Annotated in this window: 15 protein-coding genes; 13 read left to right on the top strand and 2 right to left on the bottom strand. The window is 69.3% G+C overall.

What is annotated here, in order from left to right; genetic code table 11:
• The first annotated feature begins 148 nt into the window (after window positions 1-148).
• The 8 genes from DEFCA_RS24555 (at window position 149) to oah (ending at window position 8,308) form a co-directional block, all read left to right on the top strand.
• Window positions 149-982, top strand: a complete 834-nt coding sequence (locus DEFCA_RS24555; RefSeq protein WP_084319181.1) for a hydrogenase iron-sulfur subunit — start codon at window positions 149-151, stop codon at window positions 980-982.
• Between the two features lie 385 nt (window positions 983-1,367).
• Complete coding sequence (locus DEFCA_RS0112800; RefSeq protein WP_025323419.1) at window positions 1,368-2,561, top strand: thiolase family protein; 1,194 nt, start codon at window positions 1,368-1,370, stop codon at window positions 2,559-2,561.
• Between the two features lie 149 nt (window positions 2,562-2,710).
• A complete protein-coding gene (locus DEFCA_RS0112805; RefSeq protein WP_029734037.1) occupies window positions 2,711-3,457 on the top strand; it encodes an SDR family NAD(P)-dependent oxidoreductase in 747 nt (248 codons plus the stop codon).
• Window positions 3,458-3,556: 99 nt separating this feature from the next.
• Window positions 3,557-4,333: an enoyl-CoA hydratase/isomerase family protein gene (locus DEFCA_RS0112810; protein WP_025323421.1), complete on the top strand. Its 777-nt coding sequence runs from the start codon at window positions 3,557-3,559 to the stop codon at window positions 4,331-4,333.
• A 152-nt stretch (window positions 4,334-4,485) separates the two neighbouring features.
• Window positions 4,486-5,307 carry an amidohydrolase family protein gene (locus DEFCA_RS0112815; protein ID WP_029734038.1) on the top strand — a complete coding sequence of 274 codons (822 nt, stop codon included), beginning with the start codon at window positions 4,486-4,488 and terminating at the stop codon, window positions 5,305-5,307.
• Window positions 5,304-5,885: a cysteine hydrolase family protein gene (locus DEFCA_RS0112820; protein ID WP_025323422.1), complete on the top strand. Its 582-nt coding sequence runs from the start codon at window positions 5,304-5,306 to the stop codon at window positions 5,883-5,885. The genes DEFCA_RS0112815 and DEFCA_RS0112820 overlap by 4 nt, the downstream gene beginning before the upstream one ends.
• Before the next feature lie 54 nt (window positions 5,886-5,939).
• Window positions 5,940-7,031 carry a 6-hydroxycyclohex-1-ene-1-carbonyl-CoA dehydrogenase gene (gene had, locus DEFCA_RS0112825; protein WP_025323423.1) on the top strand — a complete coding sequence of 364 codons (1,092 nt, stop codon included), beginning with the start codon at window positions 5,940-5,942 and terminating at the stop codon, window positions 7,029-7,031.
• A gap of 143 nt (window positions 7,032-7,174) precedes the next feature.
• Window positions 7,175-8,308, top strand: a complete 1,134-nt coding sequence (gene oah, locus DEFCA_RS0112830) for a 6-oxocyclohex-1-ene-1-carbonyl-CoA hydratase (protein ID WP_025323424.1) — start codon at window positions 7,175-7,177, stop codon at window positions 8,306-8,308.
• A 526-nt stretch (window positions 8,309-8,834) separates the two neighbouring features.
• On the opposite strand, the gene DEFCA_RS0112835 is transcribed toward oah, so the two are convergent.
• Together DEFCA_RS0112835 and DEFCA_RS0112840 are read right to left on the bottom strand one after the other, a co-directional pair.
• Window positions 8,835-9,653: a menaquinone biosynthetic enzyme MqnA/MqnD family protein gene (locus DEFCA_RS0112835; RefSeq protein ID WP_029734040.1), complete on the bottom strand. Its 819-nt coding sequence runs from the start codon at window positions 9,651-9,653 to the stop codon at window positions 8,835-8,837.
• Entirely contained in the window at window positions 9,650-10,198 is a 549-nt protein-coding gene (locus tag DEFCA_RS0112840) for an NUDIX hydrolase (protein WP_025323426.1), read from the bottom strand. The genes DEFCA_RS0112835 and DEFCA_RS0112840 overlap by 4 nt, the downstream gene beginning before the upstream one ends.
• Window positions 10,199-10,482: 284 nt before the next feature.
• On the opposite strand from DEFCA_RS0112840, the gene DEFCA_RS0112845 reads away from it, so the two are divergent.
• From DEFCA_RS0112845 to DEFCA_RS0112865, 5 genes are read left to right on the top strand one after another with little or no spacing between them, the layout of a single operon-like run.
• Window positions 10,483-12,321 (top strand): menaquinone biosynthesis decarboxylase, encoded by a 1,839-nt coding sequence (locus DEFCA_RS0112845; RefSeq protein WP_084319182.1) that lies wholly within the window; start codon window positions 10,483-10,485, stop codon window positions 12,319-12,321.
• A 13-nt stretch (window positions 12,322-12,334) separates the two neighbouring features.
• A complete protein-coding gene (epsC, locus tag DEFCA_RS0112850; protein WP_025323428.1) occupies window positions 12,335-13,333 on the top strand; it encodes a serine O-acetyltransferase EpsC in 999 nt (332 codons plus the stop codon).
• Window positions 13,334-13,352: 19 nt separating this feature from the next.
• Window positions 13,353-13,769, top strand: coding sequence for a membrane protein insertion efficiency factor YidD (yidD, locus tag DEFCA_RS21595; RefSeq protein WP_025323429.1), 417 nt, complete (start codon window positions 13,353-13,355; stop codon window positions 13,767-13,769).
• On the top strand, window positions 13,759-14,595 hold the full coding sequence (locus DEFCA_RS0112860; RefSeq protein WP_025323430.1) for a tetratricopeptide repeat protein: 837 nt from the start codon (window positions 13,759-13,761) through the stop codon (window positions 14,593-14,595). The genes yidD and DEFCA_RS0112860 overlap by 11 nt, the downstream gene beginning before the upstream one ends.
• 56 nt (window positions 14,596-14,651) lie before the next feature.
• The gene (locus tag DEFCA_RS0112865; protein ID WP_025323431.1) at window positions 14,652-15,134 is read left to right on the top strand and encodes a single-stranded DNA-binding protein; all 483 of its coding nucleotides are present in this window, start codon (window positions 14,652-14,654) and stop codon (window positions 15,132-15,134) included.
• Window positions 15,135-15,140: the final 6 nt, after the last annotated feature.

Genomic DNA, 15,140 nt, shown 5'->3' on the forward strand with positions numbered 1-15,140 from the left:
CCCCTGGCGCCGGGCGGCCCGGTCTGCTCGGCCGTCGCGCTTCGTCGGAGCCCCCAGCCCCACCGCCGGAATGGATATACTTTTCGTGGAACGGAACACTAGCCTTCCAGCCTTCCAGCGGCCCGAAGGCCCAGAACGGAGGAGTTCCATGAGCGCGATGCGGTTCAAGCCCAAGCTGCTCGGCTTCGTGTGCAACTGGTGAGCGTACGGGTCTGCGGACCTGGCGGGAGTTTCCCGTCTCCAATACTCGACGGACATCAAGCTGATCCGGGTGATGTGCTCCGGAAGGGTGGACATGTCGTTCCTCTTCCGGGCGTTCCTCAACGGCACCGACGGCGTGTTCATCGGCGGGTGCTACCTGGGGGAGTGCCACTACATCACCCACGGCAACTTCTACGCCCTGAACATGGTTCACCTCACCCGGCGCCTGCTGGAGCACGTGGGGCTGAACCCGGCGCGGGTGCGGATGGAGGAACTCTCCTCGGGCGAGGGCACCCGGTTCGCCGAGCTGATGAACGAGTTCAGCCGCGAGATCCGCGAGCTGGGTCCCCTGGCCGAGGGCGAGGGCCTCGACCCGGGGGAGGTGCGGGTCAAGCTGGCCGAGGTGGCCCGGCTGGTGCCGTACCTGAAGCTGGCGGCCCGGGAGAAGCTGGCGCACAAGGGCACCCCGGAGGAGGCCAAGGAGAACCCCTTCACACCGGAGGAGGTGGCGGAGCTCCTGGCCCAGGCGCCCACCTACTACATCGATCCGGACAAGTGCCGGGCCTGCATGATGTGCGCCAAGCGCTGCCCGGTGGATGCGATCGCCGGCGGCAAGGGGCTGGTGCACGTGGTGGACCAGGAGGCGTGCATCAAGTGCGGCACCTGCCTGGAGGCGTGCCCCCCCCGGTTCGGAGCGGTGCAGAAGGTGATCGGTGCGCCTCCTCCGGACACGGTGCCCGACGAGCCCGTGCCCATCGTGAAGCAGAGGGCCTCTGCGTGACAACCCGGGGCAGAGAGTAGTGTAGCGTTTCCGAAATCTCGTGGTTTTCCCAGGTGGGGCTGGGGGCCCCTCCTTCGCTGAACGGCCTCACAGGGGCCGCCTCGGCGCGGTCCGCTGCGGCGCGTGAGAGCACGCGCCGCGGCCGCTCCCCTGGCGCCGGGCGGCCCGGGCTGCTCGGCCGTCGCGCTTCGTCGGAGCCCCCAGCCCCACCGAAGCAATCCGCACACGTTTTTGCGAAACGGAACAAGAAACTAGAGAAATCTTGGGGGGGCCTCGGCCCGGGAGCCGCCCGACCGCCGAGCCGCCTAGCCGCCCAGCGGGCCCAAGGCCCAAACCGCCGTCCGATAACCGGCACCCTCGGGTGCCCAACGAGGGAGAGAGAGCAATGCGCCAACTCAGCGACGTGGTTTTCGTGAGCGCCGTCCGCACGCCCATGGGCCGGTTCGGGGGCACCCTGAAGGACATGAAGGTGTACGACATGGCCTCGTTTCCCATCCGCGAGGCCCTCCGGCGCGCCAACGTGTCGGGCGACGAGGTGGACGACGCGATCATCGGTTCGTGCCGCCAGGCGGGCAACCATGTCAACCCGGCCCGCACCGCCGCCCTGAAGGGCGGGGTGGGCCAGAACGTGCCCGGGGTCACCATCAACAAGGCCTGCCCGGCCGGGATGAAGGCCATCAGCCTGGCCACCCAGCTCATCCAGGTGGGCCAGGCCGACGTGGTGCTGTGCGGCGGCATGGAGAGCATGTCCACGATCCCGCACCTGATCAAGGGCTACCGGTGGAAGGGCTTCCGCATGGGGCCGGTGACCATCGAGGACGGCTGGAGCGACTCCCACGATCCGATCGCGGACCTGTCCATGGGGCTCACGGCCGAGAACCTGGTGGAGAAGTACGGCCTCAGCCGCAGGGAGCTCGACGAGTTCGCGGCCGACAGCCACCGCAAGGCGGCCGAGGCCCAGAAAAACGGGTGGTTCGACGCGGAGATCACCCCGGTCACGGTGCCCGGCACCCGCAAGACCCCGGAGATCGTGTTCGACAAGGACGAGTCCATCCGCTACGAGGTCAGCGTCGAGCAGATGGCCAAGCTGCCCCCCGCGTTCAAGAAGGACGGCTCGGTGACCGCCGGCAACTCGTGTGGCCTGACCGACGGCGCCGCGTTCCTGGTGGCCATGACCCGGGAGAAGGCCGAGGAGAAGGGCCTGAAGCCCCTGTTCTCGGTGGTCGAGTACACCCAGACCGCGGTGGACGGCCGGTACATGGGCGAGGGGCCGGGCGTGGCGATCCCCCGGGCGCTGGAGCGCGCCGGCATGACCCTGGACGACATGGACCTGATCGAGGTGAACGAGGCGTTCGCAGCCCAGATCATCGCCAACGAGCGGATGCTAGGCTGGGACCGGTCCAAGCTCAACGTCCACGGCGGCGCCATCGCCCTGGGTCACCCCACCGGCTGCTCGGGCGCCCGGATCATCGTGACCCTGTACCATGCGCTCAAGCGCCTGGACAAGGAGCTGGGCATCGCCTCGATCTGCGGCGGCGGCGGGTCCACCATGGCCATGATCATCCGCCGGGAGTCGTAACGGCGGTCCACGGTCCTCGGTCCTCGGTCGTGGGGGGGGAGGAGTCTCCGTCGCCGGAGGGTCCGGGGAGGGCAACCGTGGACCGAAGACTGCAGACCAAAGACCGAAAACCGTCGACCGTCGACCGAAGTTTTCCAAAGGAGGAAACCATGATCGACCTGACCGGAAAGGTGGCCATCGTCACGGGCGGCACCCGGGGGATCGGCGCGGAGATCGTGCGCACCCTGGCACGCCAGGGGGCGGACGTGGCCCTGAACTACCGCAAGAGCGCCGAAGAGGCGGAGAAGATGGTCAAGGAGGTGGAGGCCCTGGGCCGCAGGGGCCTGGCCGTGCAGGCCGACGTGGCGAGCTTCTCGGACGCCCAGGCCATGGTGGACAAGGTGGTGGCCGAGCTGGGCGGGCTCCACATCCTGGTCACCAACGCCGGCATGAACTGGGACGGCGTCCTGTGGAAGATGAGCGAGGAGCAGTTCGACCGGGTGATCGACGTGGACCTGAAGGGCACCTGGAACTATCTGCGGGCCGCGGCCCCGATCTTCCGGGAGCAGAAGTGGGGCCGGTTCCTTTCGATCACCTCGATCAACGGGCTGCGGGGCAAGTTCGGCCAGACCAACTACTCGGCCGCCAAGGCCGGCGTGATCGGGCTCACCAAGGCCGCGGCCAAGGACCTGGGGAAGTACGGCATCACCTGCAACTCCATCGCCCCCGGGTTCATCCTGACCGAGATGGGCGAGAGCATGCCGGCCGAGTTCCGCGAGGCGGCCATCAACGAGTCGGCCGTGAAGCGGGCCGGCAAGCCCGAGGACGTGGCCTGGCTCGTGGCCTTCCTGGCCTCGGAGTGCGGCCGCCACATTACCGGCGAGGTGATCAAGGTGGACGGAGGGCAGTACATCTAAGCTGGAAGGCTAGAAGGCTGGGAGGCTGGGAGGCCGGGAACCCGGGCCGCCTAGCCGCCGGCCGCCGAGCCGACAGCGCCGACCGAAGGGAGGAAGGAAATGTCCGACTACAAGTTCATCAAGACCTGGGATGCCGATGGTGCCGCGTGGATCTCGATCAACCGGCCGCCGTACAACGTGCTGGACATCCCCACCATGGAGGAGCTCAACGACGCCCTGGCCGCGGTGAAGTCCCGCGAGCTGGAGGTGCGGGCCCTGGTGGTCACCGCCGAGGGGGACAAGGCGTTCTCCGCCGGGGTGGACGTGGCCGACCACACCCCCGACAAGGTGGAGAAGATGGTGGAGGTGTTCCACGAGATCTTCCACCACCTGGACGCCCTCGAGATCCCCACCCTCGCCGCGGTCAAGGGCGCGGCCCTGGGCGGCGGGTGCGAGCTGGCGATCTTCTGCGACATGATCGTGGCGGCCGACAACATGAAGATCGGCCAGCCCGAGGTGAAGGTGGGCGTGTTCCCGCCCCTGGCCGCGGTGGTGCTGCCCCGGCTGATCCCGGACAAGCGGGCCTTCGAGCTGATCGTGGGCGGCGAGACGATCCGGGCGGAGGAGGCCCTGCGCCTGGGCCTCGTGAACAAGGTGGTTCCGCTGGACGCGTTCGACGAGGAGTTCGGAAAGTTCCTGCGGGTGTTCACCACCCTGTCCGGCCCGGTGCTCCGGGCCACCAAGAAGGCCATCCGCACCGCAAAGGGCCTGCCGTTCGCCGACGCGCTGTCCCGGGTGGAGCAGGTATACCTCCACGACCTGATGACCACCGAGGACGCGAAAGAGGGCCTCCAAGCGTTCCTGGAGAAACGCCGGCCCGAGTGGAAGCACCGCTGACCGATTGCCGACGGCAGGGCATGGGTTTCATCTGTCTTCTGGCCCTTGATTCGCAGACCCCCTGCCCCCCGGACTGTGCATAGGCATGCTCGAAACGCTAGGAGAAGGAGGTTGCTAGCCTCCTGGCCTTCCAGCGGTGAACGGGAAACCCCATGATCATCGACTTCCACGTCCACCTGGCCGCCCGGGAGCACCTGGAGCCGATCGCGGCCGAGTTCTGCGACAGCTTCTGGGACGGCCGGGGGGACTGGGACGCCCTCCTGCGCCCCCAGGCGTTCGACGCGTACCTGGAGCGGGAGGGGGTGGACTACGCGGTGGGGCTGCCCGAGATCAGCCCCCGGGTCACCGGCGTCACCACGAACGAGTACGTGCGGGAGCGGTTCGGACGGTGTCGCCGCCTGATCCTGTTCGCGAACCTGAACCCCTGGGTCACCCCGCGGCCCGACCAGGAGGTGCGGCGGCTGGCGGACCAGGGGTTCCGAGGGCTGAAGCTCTACCCGACGTACCAGCACTTTTACCCCGACGCCCGGGAGCTCTACCCGCTGTACGCGGCGTGCCAGGAGCTGGGCTGGCCGGTCATGGTGCACACCGGCTCCAGCGTGTTCCGGGGGGCCAAGCTGAAGTTCGGAGACCCTCTGTTTCTGGACGAGGTGGCCGTGGACTTCCCCGACCTGACGCTTCTGATGGTCCACGGCGGCCGGGGGTTCTGGTACGACCGCGCGGCGTTCTTGGCGGGGCTGCACCCGAACCTGTACCTGGAGGTCTCGGGGCTGCCTCCCAAGAAGCTGCTGGAGTACTTTCCGGACCTGGAGCGAATCCACCATAAGGTGGTGTTCGGCTCCGACTGGCCGGGCAACCCCGGGATCCGGGCGAACGTGGAGGCGATCCGGCGGCTTCCCCTGTCCGAGCCGGCCAAACGGGCGATCCTGGGGGAGAACGCGGCCCGGATCCTCGGCCTGGAGGCCGCCCCGTGAAGCCGGCGCTGGTGGTGGTGGACATGCTGGTGGACAACCTCAAGACCCACCGGCACACGGCCGTCGCGGCCGAGGGCATGGCGATCGTGCCGGCGGTGCGGCGGGCGGCGGAGGCGTGCCGGGCGGCGGGAGCGCCCGTGGTGTTTGCCAACGACTCGTTCCTGCCCGGGGACTTCCTGTTCGGGGGGAGGATGCAGCCCCACGCCCTGCGGGGCACGCCGGGGGCCGAGGTGATCCCGGAACTGGACCCCCGGCCGTCGGACATCCGGCTGCCCAAGCGCCGGTTCAGCGCGTTCTACAAGACCGACCTGGACCAGACCCTGCGGCTCCTGGGGGTGGACACGGTAGTGGTGGCCGGCATCACCACCCCCTACTGCGTGCTGACCACCGCCCTGGACGCCCTGGCCCACGACTTCCGGGCCGTGATCCTGGAGGACGCCTCGGCCGCCCACAAACGCGAGGTTCATGAGGCCTGCCTCTCGCTCTACCGGAACAGCCCCCTGTGGCCCCTGTTCCGGGTGGAGACCGTGGACACCTTCGTGGAGACCCTGGCCGCCGGAGCGTGGCCGGGGCACTGAACCCGACAGACGGATTTCGGGGCCCACCCTTTTCCCGTAAGGAGGAGACGAGCCATGAGCGTTCCCGAAAAGATCCAAGCGTGGCAGATGACCAAGGCCGGCGACCCCAAGGCGGGCACCCCCGGGGTGCTGGAGCGGGTGGAGCTGGACGTGCCCGAGCTCGGCGAGGGCGAGGTGCTGGTGGAGGTGGCGGGCTGCGGCGTGTGCCACACCGACCTCTCCTACTTCTACCAGGGCGTTCCCACGGTGAACCCGCCCCCCCTGGTGCTGGGCCACGAAATCAGCGGCACCGTGGTGGCCGGCCCGTCCGACTGGGTGGGTAAGGAGGTGCTGATCCCGGCCGTGATGCCCTGCGGGGAGTGCGACATCTGCAAGGCCGGCCGGGGCAACCGTTGCCTGGCCCAGAAGATGCCCGGCAACAGCCTGGGCACCTACGGCGGATACGCCAGCCACATCGTGGTGCCGTACCGGGACCTGTGCGTGATCGAGAACCGGGACAAGCCCCTGTCCCACTACGCGGTCATCGCCGACGCGGTCACCACCCCCTACCAGGCGGCGGTGCGCGGCGACCTCAAGCCCGGCGACCGGGTGATCGTGATCGGGTGCGCCGGCGGGGTCGGGATCTACATGACCCAGATGGCCAAGGCGTTCGGCGCCTCGTTCGTGGTGGGCCTGGACATCGACGACGCCAAACTGGAGCGGGCCCGGCAGTACGGGGCCGACGCCACGATCAACCCCCTCAACAAGAGCCCCAAGGAGGTGGCCGGCGAGCTCAAGGCCATCGCCAAGCAGAACGGCCTGCCCCACAACTGGGGCTGGAAGATCTTCGAGGTGTCCGGCACCAAGCCGGGCCAGGAGCTGGGGCTCGCGCTCTTGTCGTTCGTGGGCCGGATGGTGGTGGTGGGGTACACCCCGGCCAAGGTGGAGTACATGCTCTCGCGGCTCATGGCCTTCGACGCCGAGATCGTGGGCACCTGGGGCTGCCTGCCCAAGCACTACCCCGAGGTCCTGAAGCTGGTGCAGGAGGGCAAGGTGCAGGTGGAGCCGTTCATCGAAACCCGGCCCATGAGCCAGATCCAGGAGGTGTTCGAGGCGGCCCACCACCGCAAGCTGGAGAAGCGCGTGATCCTGGAGCCGGACTTCTAGAGACTAGAAACTGGAGACTGGAGACTAGAAAAAACCTTTTCCGCGAGCATGGGAGCCGCCTGGCCGCCTAGCCGCCCAGCGGGCCGAAGGCCCCGGACCGTTGACCGTAGACCGACGACCGATCCTAACCAAAGGAGGGAAGTATGAGCCTCGATTGGCTGCCCCGCGACAACGAGATGAAGGACCACGGCCTGTTCAAGGGCGAGTACTGGGGCACGGAGCCGCCGTGCACCGTGTACGAGAAGAAGCCCCTGGTCGATCCCGACGGCAACGTGGTGCCCGACCTGTACGTGGCCTGGATCACGCTGAACAACCCCAAGCAGTACAACTCGTACACCACCGAGATGGTCAAGGGCGTGATCGCCGGGTTCAAGGCCGCCTCGGGCGACCGGTCGGTGGTGGCCGTGGTGTTCACCGGCGCGGGCGACAAGGCCTTCTGCACCGGCGGGAACACCGTGGAGTACTCCCAGTACTACTCCCGCCGACCCAACGAGTACGGCGAGTACATGGACCTGTTCAACCTGATGGTCGACTCGATCCTCGACTGCAAGAAGCCCGTGATCTGCCGGGTCAACGGCATGCGGGTGGCCGGAGGCCAGGAGATCGGCATGGCCTGCGACCTGGCGGTCAGCTCGGACCTGGCGGTGTACGGCCAGGCCGGCCCCAAGCACGGCTCGGCGCCCGTGGGCGGCTCCACCGACTTCCTCCCGTGGTTCCTGACCATGGAGGACGCCATGTGGAACTGCATCTCGTGCGAGCTGTGGTCGGCCTACAAGATGAAGGCCAAGGGCCTGATCTCCAAGGTGGTGCCGGTGCTCAAGACGGCTGACGGCAAGTTCATCCGCAACCCCCAGGTGGTCACCGAGGAGTACGTGCGCGACGGCGAGATCGTGTACGGCGAGTTCAAGACCGGCGACGAGGCCAAGAAGGCCAAGGAGCTCGTCAAGTCGTGCACCGTGGACTTCGAGCTCCTGGACAAGGAGGTGAATCAGATCATCTGGCGGTTCGCCAATCTGTTCCCGGGCTGCCTCCAGATGTCCATCGACATGATCCGGGCCAAGAAGAAGTTCTTCTGGGACCAGGCCAAGCTCGCGAACCGCCACTGGCTCGCGGCCAACATGATGTGCGAGGCCTTCCTGGGCTTCACCGCGTTCAGCACCCGGAAGATGACCGGCGAGGACGTGATCGACTTCCTCAAGTACCGTCAGCTGGTGGCCCAGGGGGCGCTCATGGACGAGGACGCCTTCGAGCAGGTGCTTCCCAAGCCCAAGGGCTGATCCCCTTACCTCTTTCTTCCTCCCCTCCCAACGGGGATGACCGGGGCCTTCGGGCCCCGGTCTTTTTTGGGGAACACTCCTCCGGGGGGCGCGGATTCCCACGCAGAGGGATTGCGCCAAATGCCACAGCCCTCCGCGCCCCCAAAAGCCAAACATCCTGATTCCAACAGGTTGAAAGATGGCACGGCGATTGCTTTCCATCTGCGGCAACGAACGGCCCCACACCCCACACGGACCGTTCGCCGAGCCTCCTATCGCGAGGCCTCTTCCCCCAGCCCCCGTTCCCCCGGGGGCTTCTTTTTGTCTAGTGTCATGGTTCGCAAGTTCGTGCATTCCCGAGGGGGTGGGGCTGGGGGCCCCTCCTTCGCTGAATGGCCTCGCAGGGGCCGTCGCGCTTCGTCGGAGCCCCCAGCCCCACCGCCGGAATGGATATACTTTTTTGTGGAAATGCCTGGCTTCGCGCCCGGCCGGAGGCAGGTCCCTTGCCCCGCCCCCGGATCCGTACACGATGGATGGCAACTTGGTATCAGACCGGCGTTTCCACCGGCAGGGGGGTGAGGTCCGGCACGCGGGGAAGAACGCCCAGGGCGACGACCGCTTCGGCGAACCGCCGCAGTCCTTCGCGGTGCCAGGCGGTGAGGTCGTAGGAGATGGTCTGCCAGTAGGAGAGGAGGGCGCCCTCGCCCATCCACGCGGCCTCCGGGGCCTGTCGGGCCAGGGAGGGAAAGTTCCGGTAGGCCCGCTGGCGGGCCTCGATCAGGGCCCGGTACACCCGGCGCACCTCGCGGGGGCACCGGGCGAACGCGTCGCGCCGGCAGATCCACAGGGCGAACACGAACGGGGTGCCGGTGGCACGGTACCACAGCTCGCCCAGATCGTAGAGGTGGGGCCACCCTCCGGACCGGGCCTCCCGGAGGGCCCGGTCCCCGATCCAGAGCACGGCCTCACAGTCCTCCGAGGGCTCGCAGTATCGGGGGGAGAGACCCAGGCGCCCCTCCAGCAGCACCCGCAGCAGCCAGACCGAGGTGGCCGAGGCCGGGGAGAGCCCGACCCGCCGATCCCCCAGGGCATCCAGGGGGACCCGGCTGAACAGGAGCACCGAGGCCACCGTGCCGATGGACGAGATGGAGAGGTCCGGCAGGAATCCGTAGAGCTCGGGCCGGGCCAGGTACTCGGCCGACGAGGACGGGGCCAGGTCCACATCCCCCTCCCGGAGGAGGCGGTTGAGCTCGGTGGGCACCCCCTCCACGAACTCCACCCCCGAAAGCCCCAGATCCTCCAGGGCCAGATACAGGGGCGTGCAGTTGGCGAACCCGATCCTCCCCACCCGCAGGGGCCGGCTCACGGCACCCCCCCTCGGGCTGCCGCCCGCAGCAGCGCGACCACCGTCTTGGCGTCCTTGAGCTCCCCCCGAGCCGCCCGGTCCACCGCCTCGGCGAACCCCCACCAGTGCACCTCGATCCACTCGTGGGGGCCGTGGGCGGTGGGCACCGGCTCCAGATCGCGGGCCAGGAACAGGTGCACCTCCTCGTCGCAAAACCCGGGGGTGGGCAGCACCGACCCCAGGCCCTCCCACCTTCCGGCCCGCAGGCCCGCCTCCTCGGCCAGCTCCCTCTCGGCCGTGCGGATCGGCTCCTCCCCAGGATCGAGCTTGCCGGCCGGCAGCTCCCACAGCCACCCCCCGGCCGCGTGCCGGAACTGGCGCAGCAGGCAGACCCGGCCGCGGTCGTCCAACGCCACCACCGCGGCCCCGCCGGGGTGGCGAACCACCTCCAGGAGCAGGGTCCGGTCGTCGGGCAGGCGCACCCGCTCGATCCCAAGATCCACCACCCGGCCCCGGTGCACGGTTCGCCGGGTGGACACCTTCTTCGGCGCTTTGTTAGAGTTCATCGGTTGTCCGTCCTCGGGGTGTTGGGAGCGCAAGCCTACCCACGCGCCCCGAAAACCGTCAAGCAAAGGCCCTGCCAGCAACTTCGGCTAGGACGCTAGGAGGCTGGGAGGCTAGGAAGCCTAAAAAACATCCATGATCTCCCAACGTTCCAAGCATGTCCACGCCTCTTTGGGCCACCTTACGGTCTCGGGGGGCATGGGGCCTGCTGGAGCGCCGGGCGCGGCTCTAACATCCAGTTTCTAGTCTCTAGTTTCTGGTCTCTAGACGGCCCCTCGGGGGTCTGATGGAGCTTCACACTCCGATGAGCGCGTTCTCCGACCTGCGCGGGTTCGCGGCCGCCTTGGAGGCGGCCGGCGAGCTCGTGAGGATCCCCGACCCCCTCTCCCCCCACCTGGAGATCCCGGCGGTGGCCGACCGGATGATGAAGACGCCGGGCGGCGGCAAGGCCCTCTGGTTCGAGCGGCCGCAGGGGCACGACATGCCGGTTCTGGTCAACGCGTTCGGAAGCCGGCGGCGGATGGCCCTGGCCCTGGGCGTGGACGACGTGGAGCAGGTGGCCGACCGGATCCGACGGTGGCTGTCGGTCGGGCCGCCCCGGGGCCTGGCAGAGACGCTGAGACTCGCGGCCAGACTGCCCGAGCTCCGGGGCCTGCGGCCCAAGCGGATCCGAAAGGGCACGGCCCCTTGCCAGGAGGTGGTGCACCGGGGAGAGGCCGTGGACCTCACCCGCCTGCCCGTTCTGACCTGCTGGCCCGACGACGGGGGGCCGTTCGTGACGTTCCCGTGCGTGTTCACCCGGGACCCCAAGACCGGTCGGCAGAACGTGGGCATGTACCGCCTGCAGGTGTTCGACCGCAACACCACCGGCATGCACTGGCACATCCACAAAGACGCGAGCCGGCTCTACCACGCCCACCGCAAGCAGGGCCGGCCCATGCCGGTGGCCGTGGCCATCGGCACCGATCCGGTGGTGACCTACTGCGCCACGGCCCCCCTGCCGCCGGGGATGGACGAGATCCTCCTGGCCGGCTTCATCCGGAAGCGGCCGGTGGAGATGGTGCCGTGCCTCACGGTGGACCTGGAGGTGCCGGCCACGGCGGAGATCGTGCTGGAGGGTTACGTGGCCCCCGACGAGACCCGGATCGAGGGGCCCTTCGGGGACCACACGGGGTACTACTCGCCGGCGGAGCCCTATCCCGTGTTCCACGTGACCGCCGTGACCCACCGCCGGAATCCCGTCTACTTCGCCACCGTGGTGGGGGTGCCCCCCATGGAGGACGCCTGGATGGGCTGGGCCACCGAGAGGGTGTTCGCCCCCCTGCTCTCCACCCAGTGGCCCGAGGTGCTCGACATGCACCTCCCGGCCGAGGGGGTGTTCCACAACCTCGCCCTGTTCCGGATCGAGAAGCACTTTCCCATGCAGGCCCGCCGGCTGTTCCAGGGCCTGTGGGGTGCCGGCCAGATGAGCTTCACGAAGGTTCTGGTGGCCCTCGACGCCGACGTGGACGTGACCGACCCGCAGGCCGCGACCCGGGCCGTGCTGGACCGGCTGAGGTTGCCGGAGGGCCTGGTGGTCACCGAGGGGGTGCTGGACGCCCTGGACCACTCCGGGATCCGGCCCCTCTGGGGAGGGAAGCTGGGCGTGGACGCCACCCGCCCCCTTCCCGGCGAGCCCGGCCACGGCGAGTCGCTCCCGACCACCGAACCCGCCCCCCCGGAGACCCAGCTCCTCGAGCGGCTCCGGCCCCGGTTCCCGGGCCTGGGGGCCTGCCGGATTCCTTTTTCTGACACCCGGGTTACCCTTGTGCTGCTGGTCCTGGACAAGGGCCGGCCGGGCGAGGGCAAGGAGCTGGCCGCCGCCGCGATCGAGCACCCCGGCGTGGACGTGGCGGTGGCGGTGGAGGGGACGCCCGCCGATCCGTTGAGCCGGCTCGCGTGGCGGGCCCTTGCGAGCATCGACCCCGTGCGGGACCTCGTGGTGCGGGGGACCAAGGTGGCCGTGGACGCCACCTCCAAGGCCCCCCAGGAGGGGTACGACCGGGAGTGGCCCGCCGAGGTGGCGCATCCCCCCGAACTCGTGGCCCGGGCCGAGGAGATCCTTCGGGCCCGCGGCCTGGTGTGACAAGGAGAGCCCCATGGACAGCGACACCCTGACCTGCGCCCGCCCCGACGCGGAAGAGGAAGCCTGCCACACGGAGCAGGAGCACCAGAAGGAGCACCGGAGCCGGCTTCCCGAGGCCGTGGAGCGGCTGGTGGAGAGCTGCCGCACCGTGCCCCACATCGCCCACGTGGACACCGCCCTGATCCCGTCGAAAGAGGAGGTCACCGATCTGGTCCGGTTGGCCATCCGGTTGGTGTTCCCCGGGTTCTTCGGGCACCAGGAGCTCGACTGGAACAGCCTGCCCTACCGGGTGGGCGAGGGGGCGGCCGAGCTGTTCGACCGGCTGAGCCTCCAGATCGCCCGCTCGATCCGCCACGAGTGTCGCAGGACCGAGAGCCTGTGCACCCACTGCCTGGACACCGGTCAGAAACAGGCGATCGATTTCCTCTACCGCCTGCCGAAGGTCCGGGAACTCGTGTCGGGGGACGTGGTGGCGGCCTACCGGGGCGACCCCGCGGCCAAGAGCTACGACGAGATCGTGTTCTGTTACCCCGGGCTCTACGCCATCGCGGTGTACCGCCTGGCCCACGAGCTATGGGACCTGGGGGTGCCCCTGCTGCCCCGGATGATGACCGAGCTGGCCCATAGCGAGACCGGCATCGACATCCATCCCGGCGCCCGGATCGGCCGGGAGTTCTTCATCGACCACGGCACCGGCGTGGTGATCGGCGAGACCACCGACATCGGCGACCGGGTCACCCTGTACCAGGGGGTCACCCTCGGGGCGCTCTCGTTCCCCCGGGACGAGCGCGGGGACCTGGTCCGGGGCCGGAAGCGGCACCCCACCATCGAGGACGACGTGATCATCTACTCCGGGGCCACCATCCTGGGCGGCGACACCGTGATCGGCCGGGGGTGCGTGATCGGCGGCAACGTGTGGCTCACCGAGAGCGTGCCCCCGGGCACCAAGGTCACCATGAAAGCGCCGGAGCTCGTGTACCGCCCCGCGCCTCCCAACGGCGGGGCCGGCTGAGGCGCGAGGGAGCGGATCCATGGGACCCGGCCTGAGGCTTGGGGCCGCCTTCGCGCTGGCCGCTGCCCTCGGCGCGGCCCCTGCGGCGGCCGGTCCGTGGGCCCCTCGGGGATGGATGCGGCAGCCCCCACAGCACCGCTCGCTCTCCACAAGCCCCGCGGCCGTAACCCTGGGATGGGCGCTTCATCTCTACCGCTCCACGGTGAGCCGGGTGGACGGCGACCGGTGTACCAGCTACCCCACCTGCTCGGCCTACGCGGCCGAGGCCGTCCGCACGCAGGGCCCCTGGATGGGGCTGCTGCTCACCTTCGGCCGGCTCGTGGCCGAGGCGGACGAGGCCGGGTTCGCGCCCCGGATCTGGGTGGGGGGAAAGTGGAGGGTCTACGACCCGGTGGAGCAGGACCTGGCCTTCTGGAGGGGAAGCCTTGCGCCGTAGGGCCGCCGCCCCCCTTCTCCTGGGGCTTCTTCTCGCCGCAACCCCGGCGTTCCCCTCTCCGCCGCCGCCGGGCACGGCCTCGGGCATCCTGTCGTTCGCCCAGGAACTCCTGCGGGCGGGCGACACCTTCCGGGCCGCCACCGAGTACCTGCGGTTTCTCCACCACTTCCCCCGGGACGAGCAGGCCCCGGCCGCCTGGGAGGGGCTGGGTCGGGCCTACGCCCTGGCGGGGCGCTGGGACGAGGCGGCCCAGGCCTTCCAGCGGCTCCACCAGATGCGGCCCACCCGCCGCACCCGACGCCTGTGGGCCGGGGCCCTGTACCGCGCCGGCCGGTACCGGCGGGCCGCGCGGGTGGCGTCGGAAGGGGAGCCGGGCGAGCCGGACCGGGTCCTGGCCACCCTGGCCCTGCTGCGGGCCGGCCGGCCCGGTGAGGCCCCCCTGAGGCGGGTGGTCGACGAGTACCAGGCCCTGCCCCGAAAGAGCCCTGCCACGGCAGGGCTCCTGTCGGCCGTGCTGCCGGGCGCGGGCCACCTCTACACCGGCCGCCCCCGGGACGCCGGGGTGGCCCTGGTGCTCAACGGCGTGTTCCTGTGGGGCACGTGGCAGGCGGCCCGGACCGACCAGTGGGCCCTGGCCGGGATCCTGGGGGCCTTGGAGCTCGGTTGGTACGGGGGCACGATCACCAGCTCCATGAACGCGGCCCACAAATGGAACCGCCGGGAGGACGAGCGGTTCTTCTCCCGGTGGGAGACCGGTGCCCTTCCCCAATGGGACCTGGTCCTGGGGCCGGGCGGCGCCGGCCTGACGGTCACCTGGACCTGGTAGCCCCCTCCCAGTAGAATGCCGGCCCAGTCCTAACAGAGCGAGACGGAGGAGATGCGATGGCTCGGGGCGTGAACAAGGTGATCCTGATCGGAAACTTGGGGCGAGATCCAGAAATCCGCTACACCCAGAGCGGCAGCGCGGTGGCAAACTTCAGCCTGGCGACCACCGAGCGCCGCAAGCAGGGCGAAGAGTGGGTGGATCACACTGAGTGGCACAACATCGTGGTATTTGGCCGCCGAGCTGAGTTGTGCGGCGAGTATCTCCAGAAAGGCAGCCAGGTGTATGTGGAGGGCCGCATACAGACCCGCAAGTGGGAAGACCGGGAGGGTAACACCCGATACACCACCGAGATCGTGGGATTAGACGTCCAGTTCCTCGGGCGCACTCGTGGGCAGGGACAAAACCAAGGCGGGTACGGTCCCCCGGCCGCCCGCCGAAGCCCCAGCCCGACCGCCCCGGCCGACGCCTTCTCCGGCCCCGCAGACTTCCCGGGCCCGGACGACCCCGGCTTCGACCCCAACGACGACGTGCCGTTCTGACCGTCT

Source organism: Deferrisoma camini S3R1, from assembly GCF_000526155.1.
GTDB lineage: Bacteria > Desulfobacterota > Deferrisomatia > Deferrisomatales > Deferrisomataceae > Deferrisoma > Deferrisoma camini.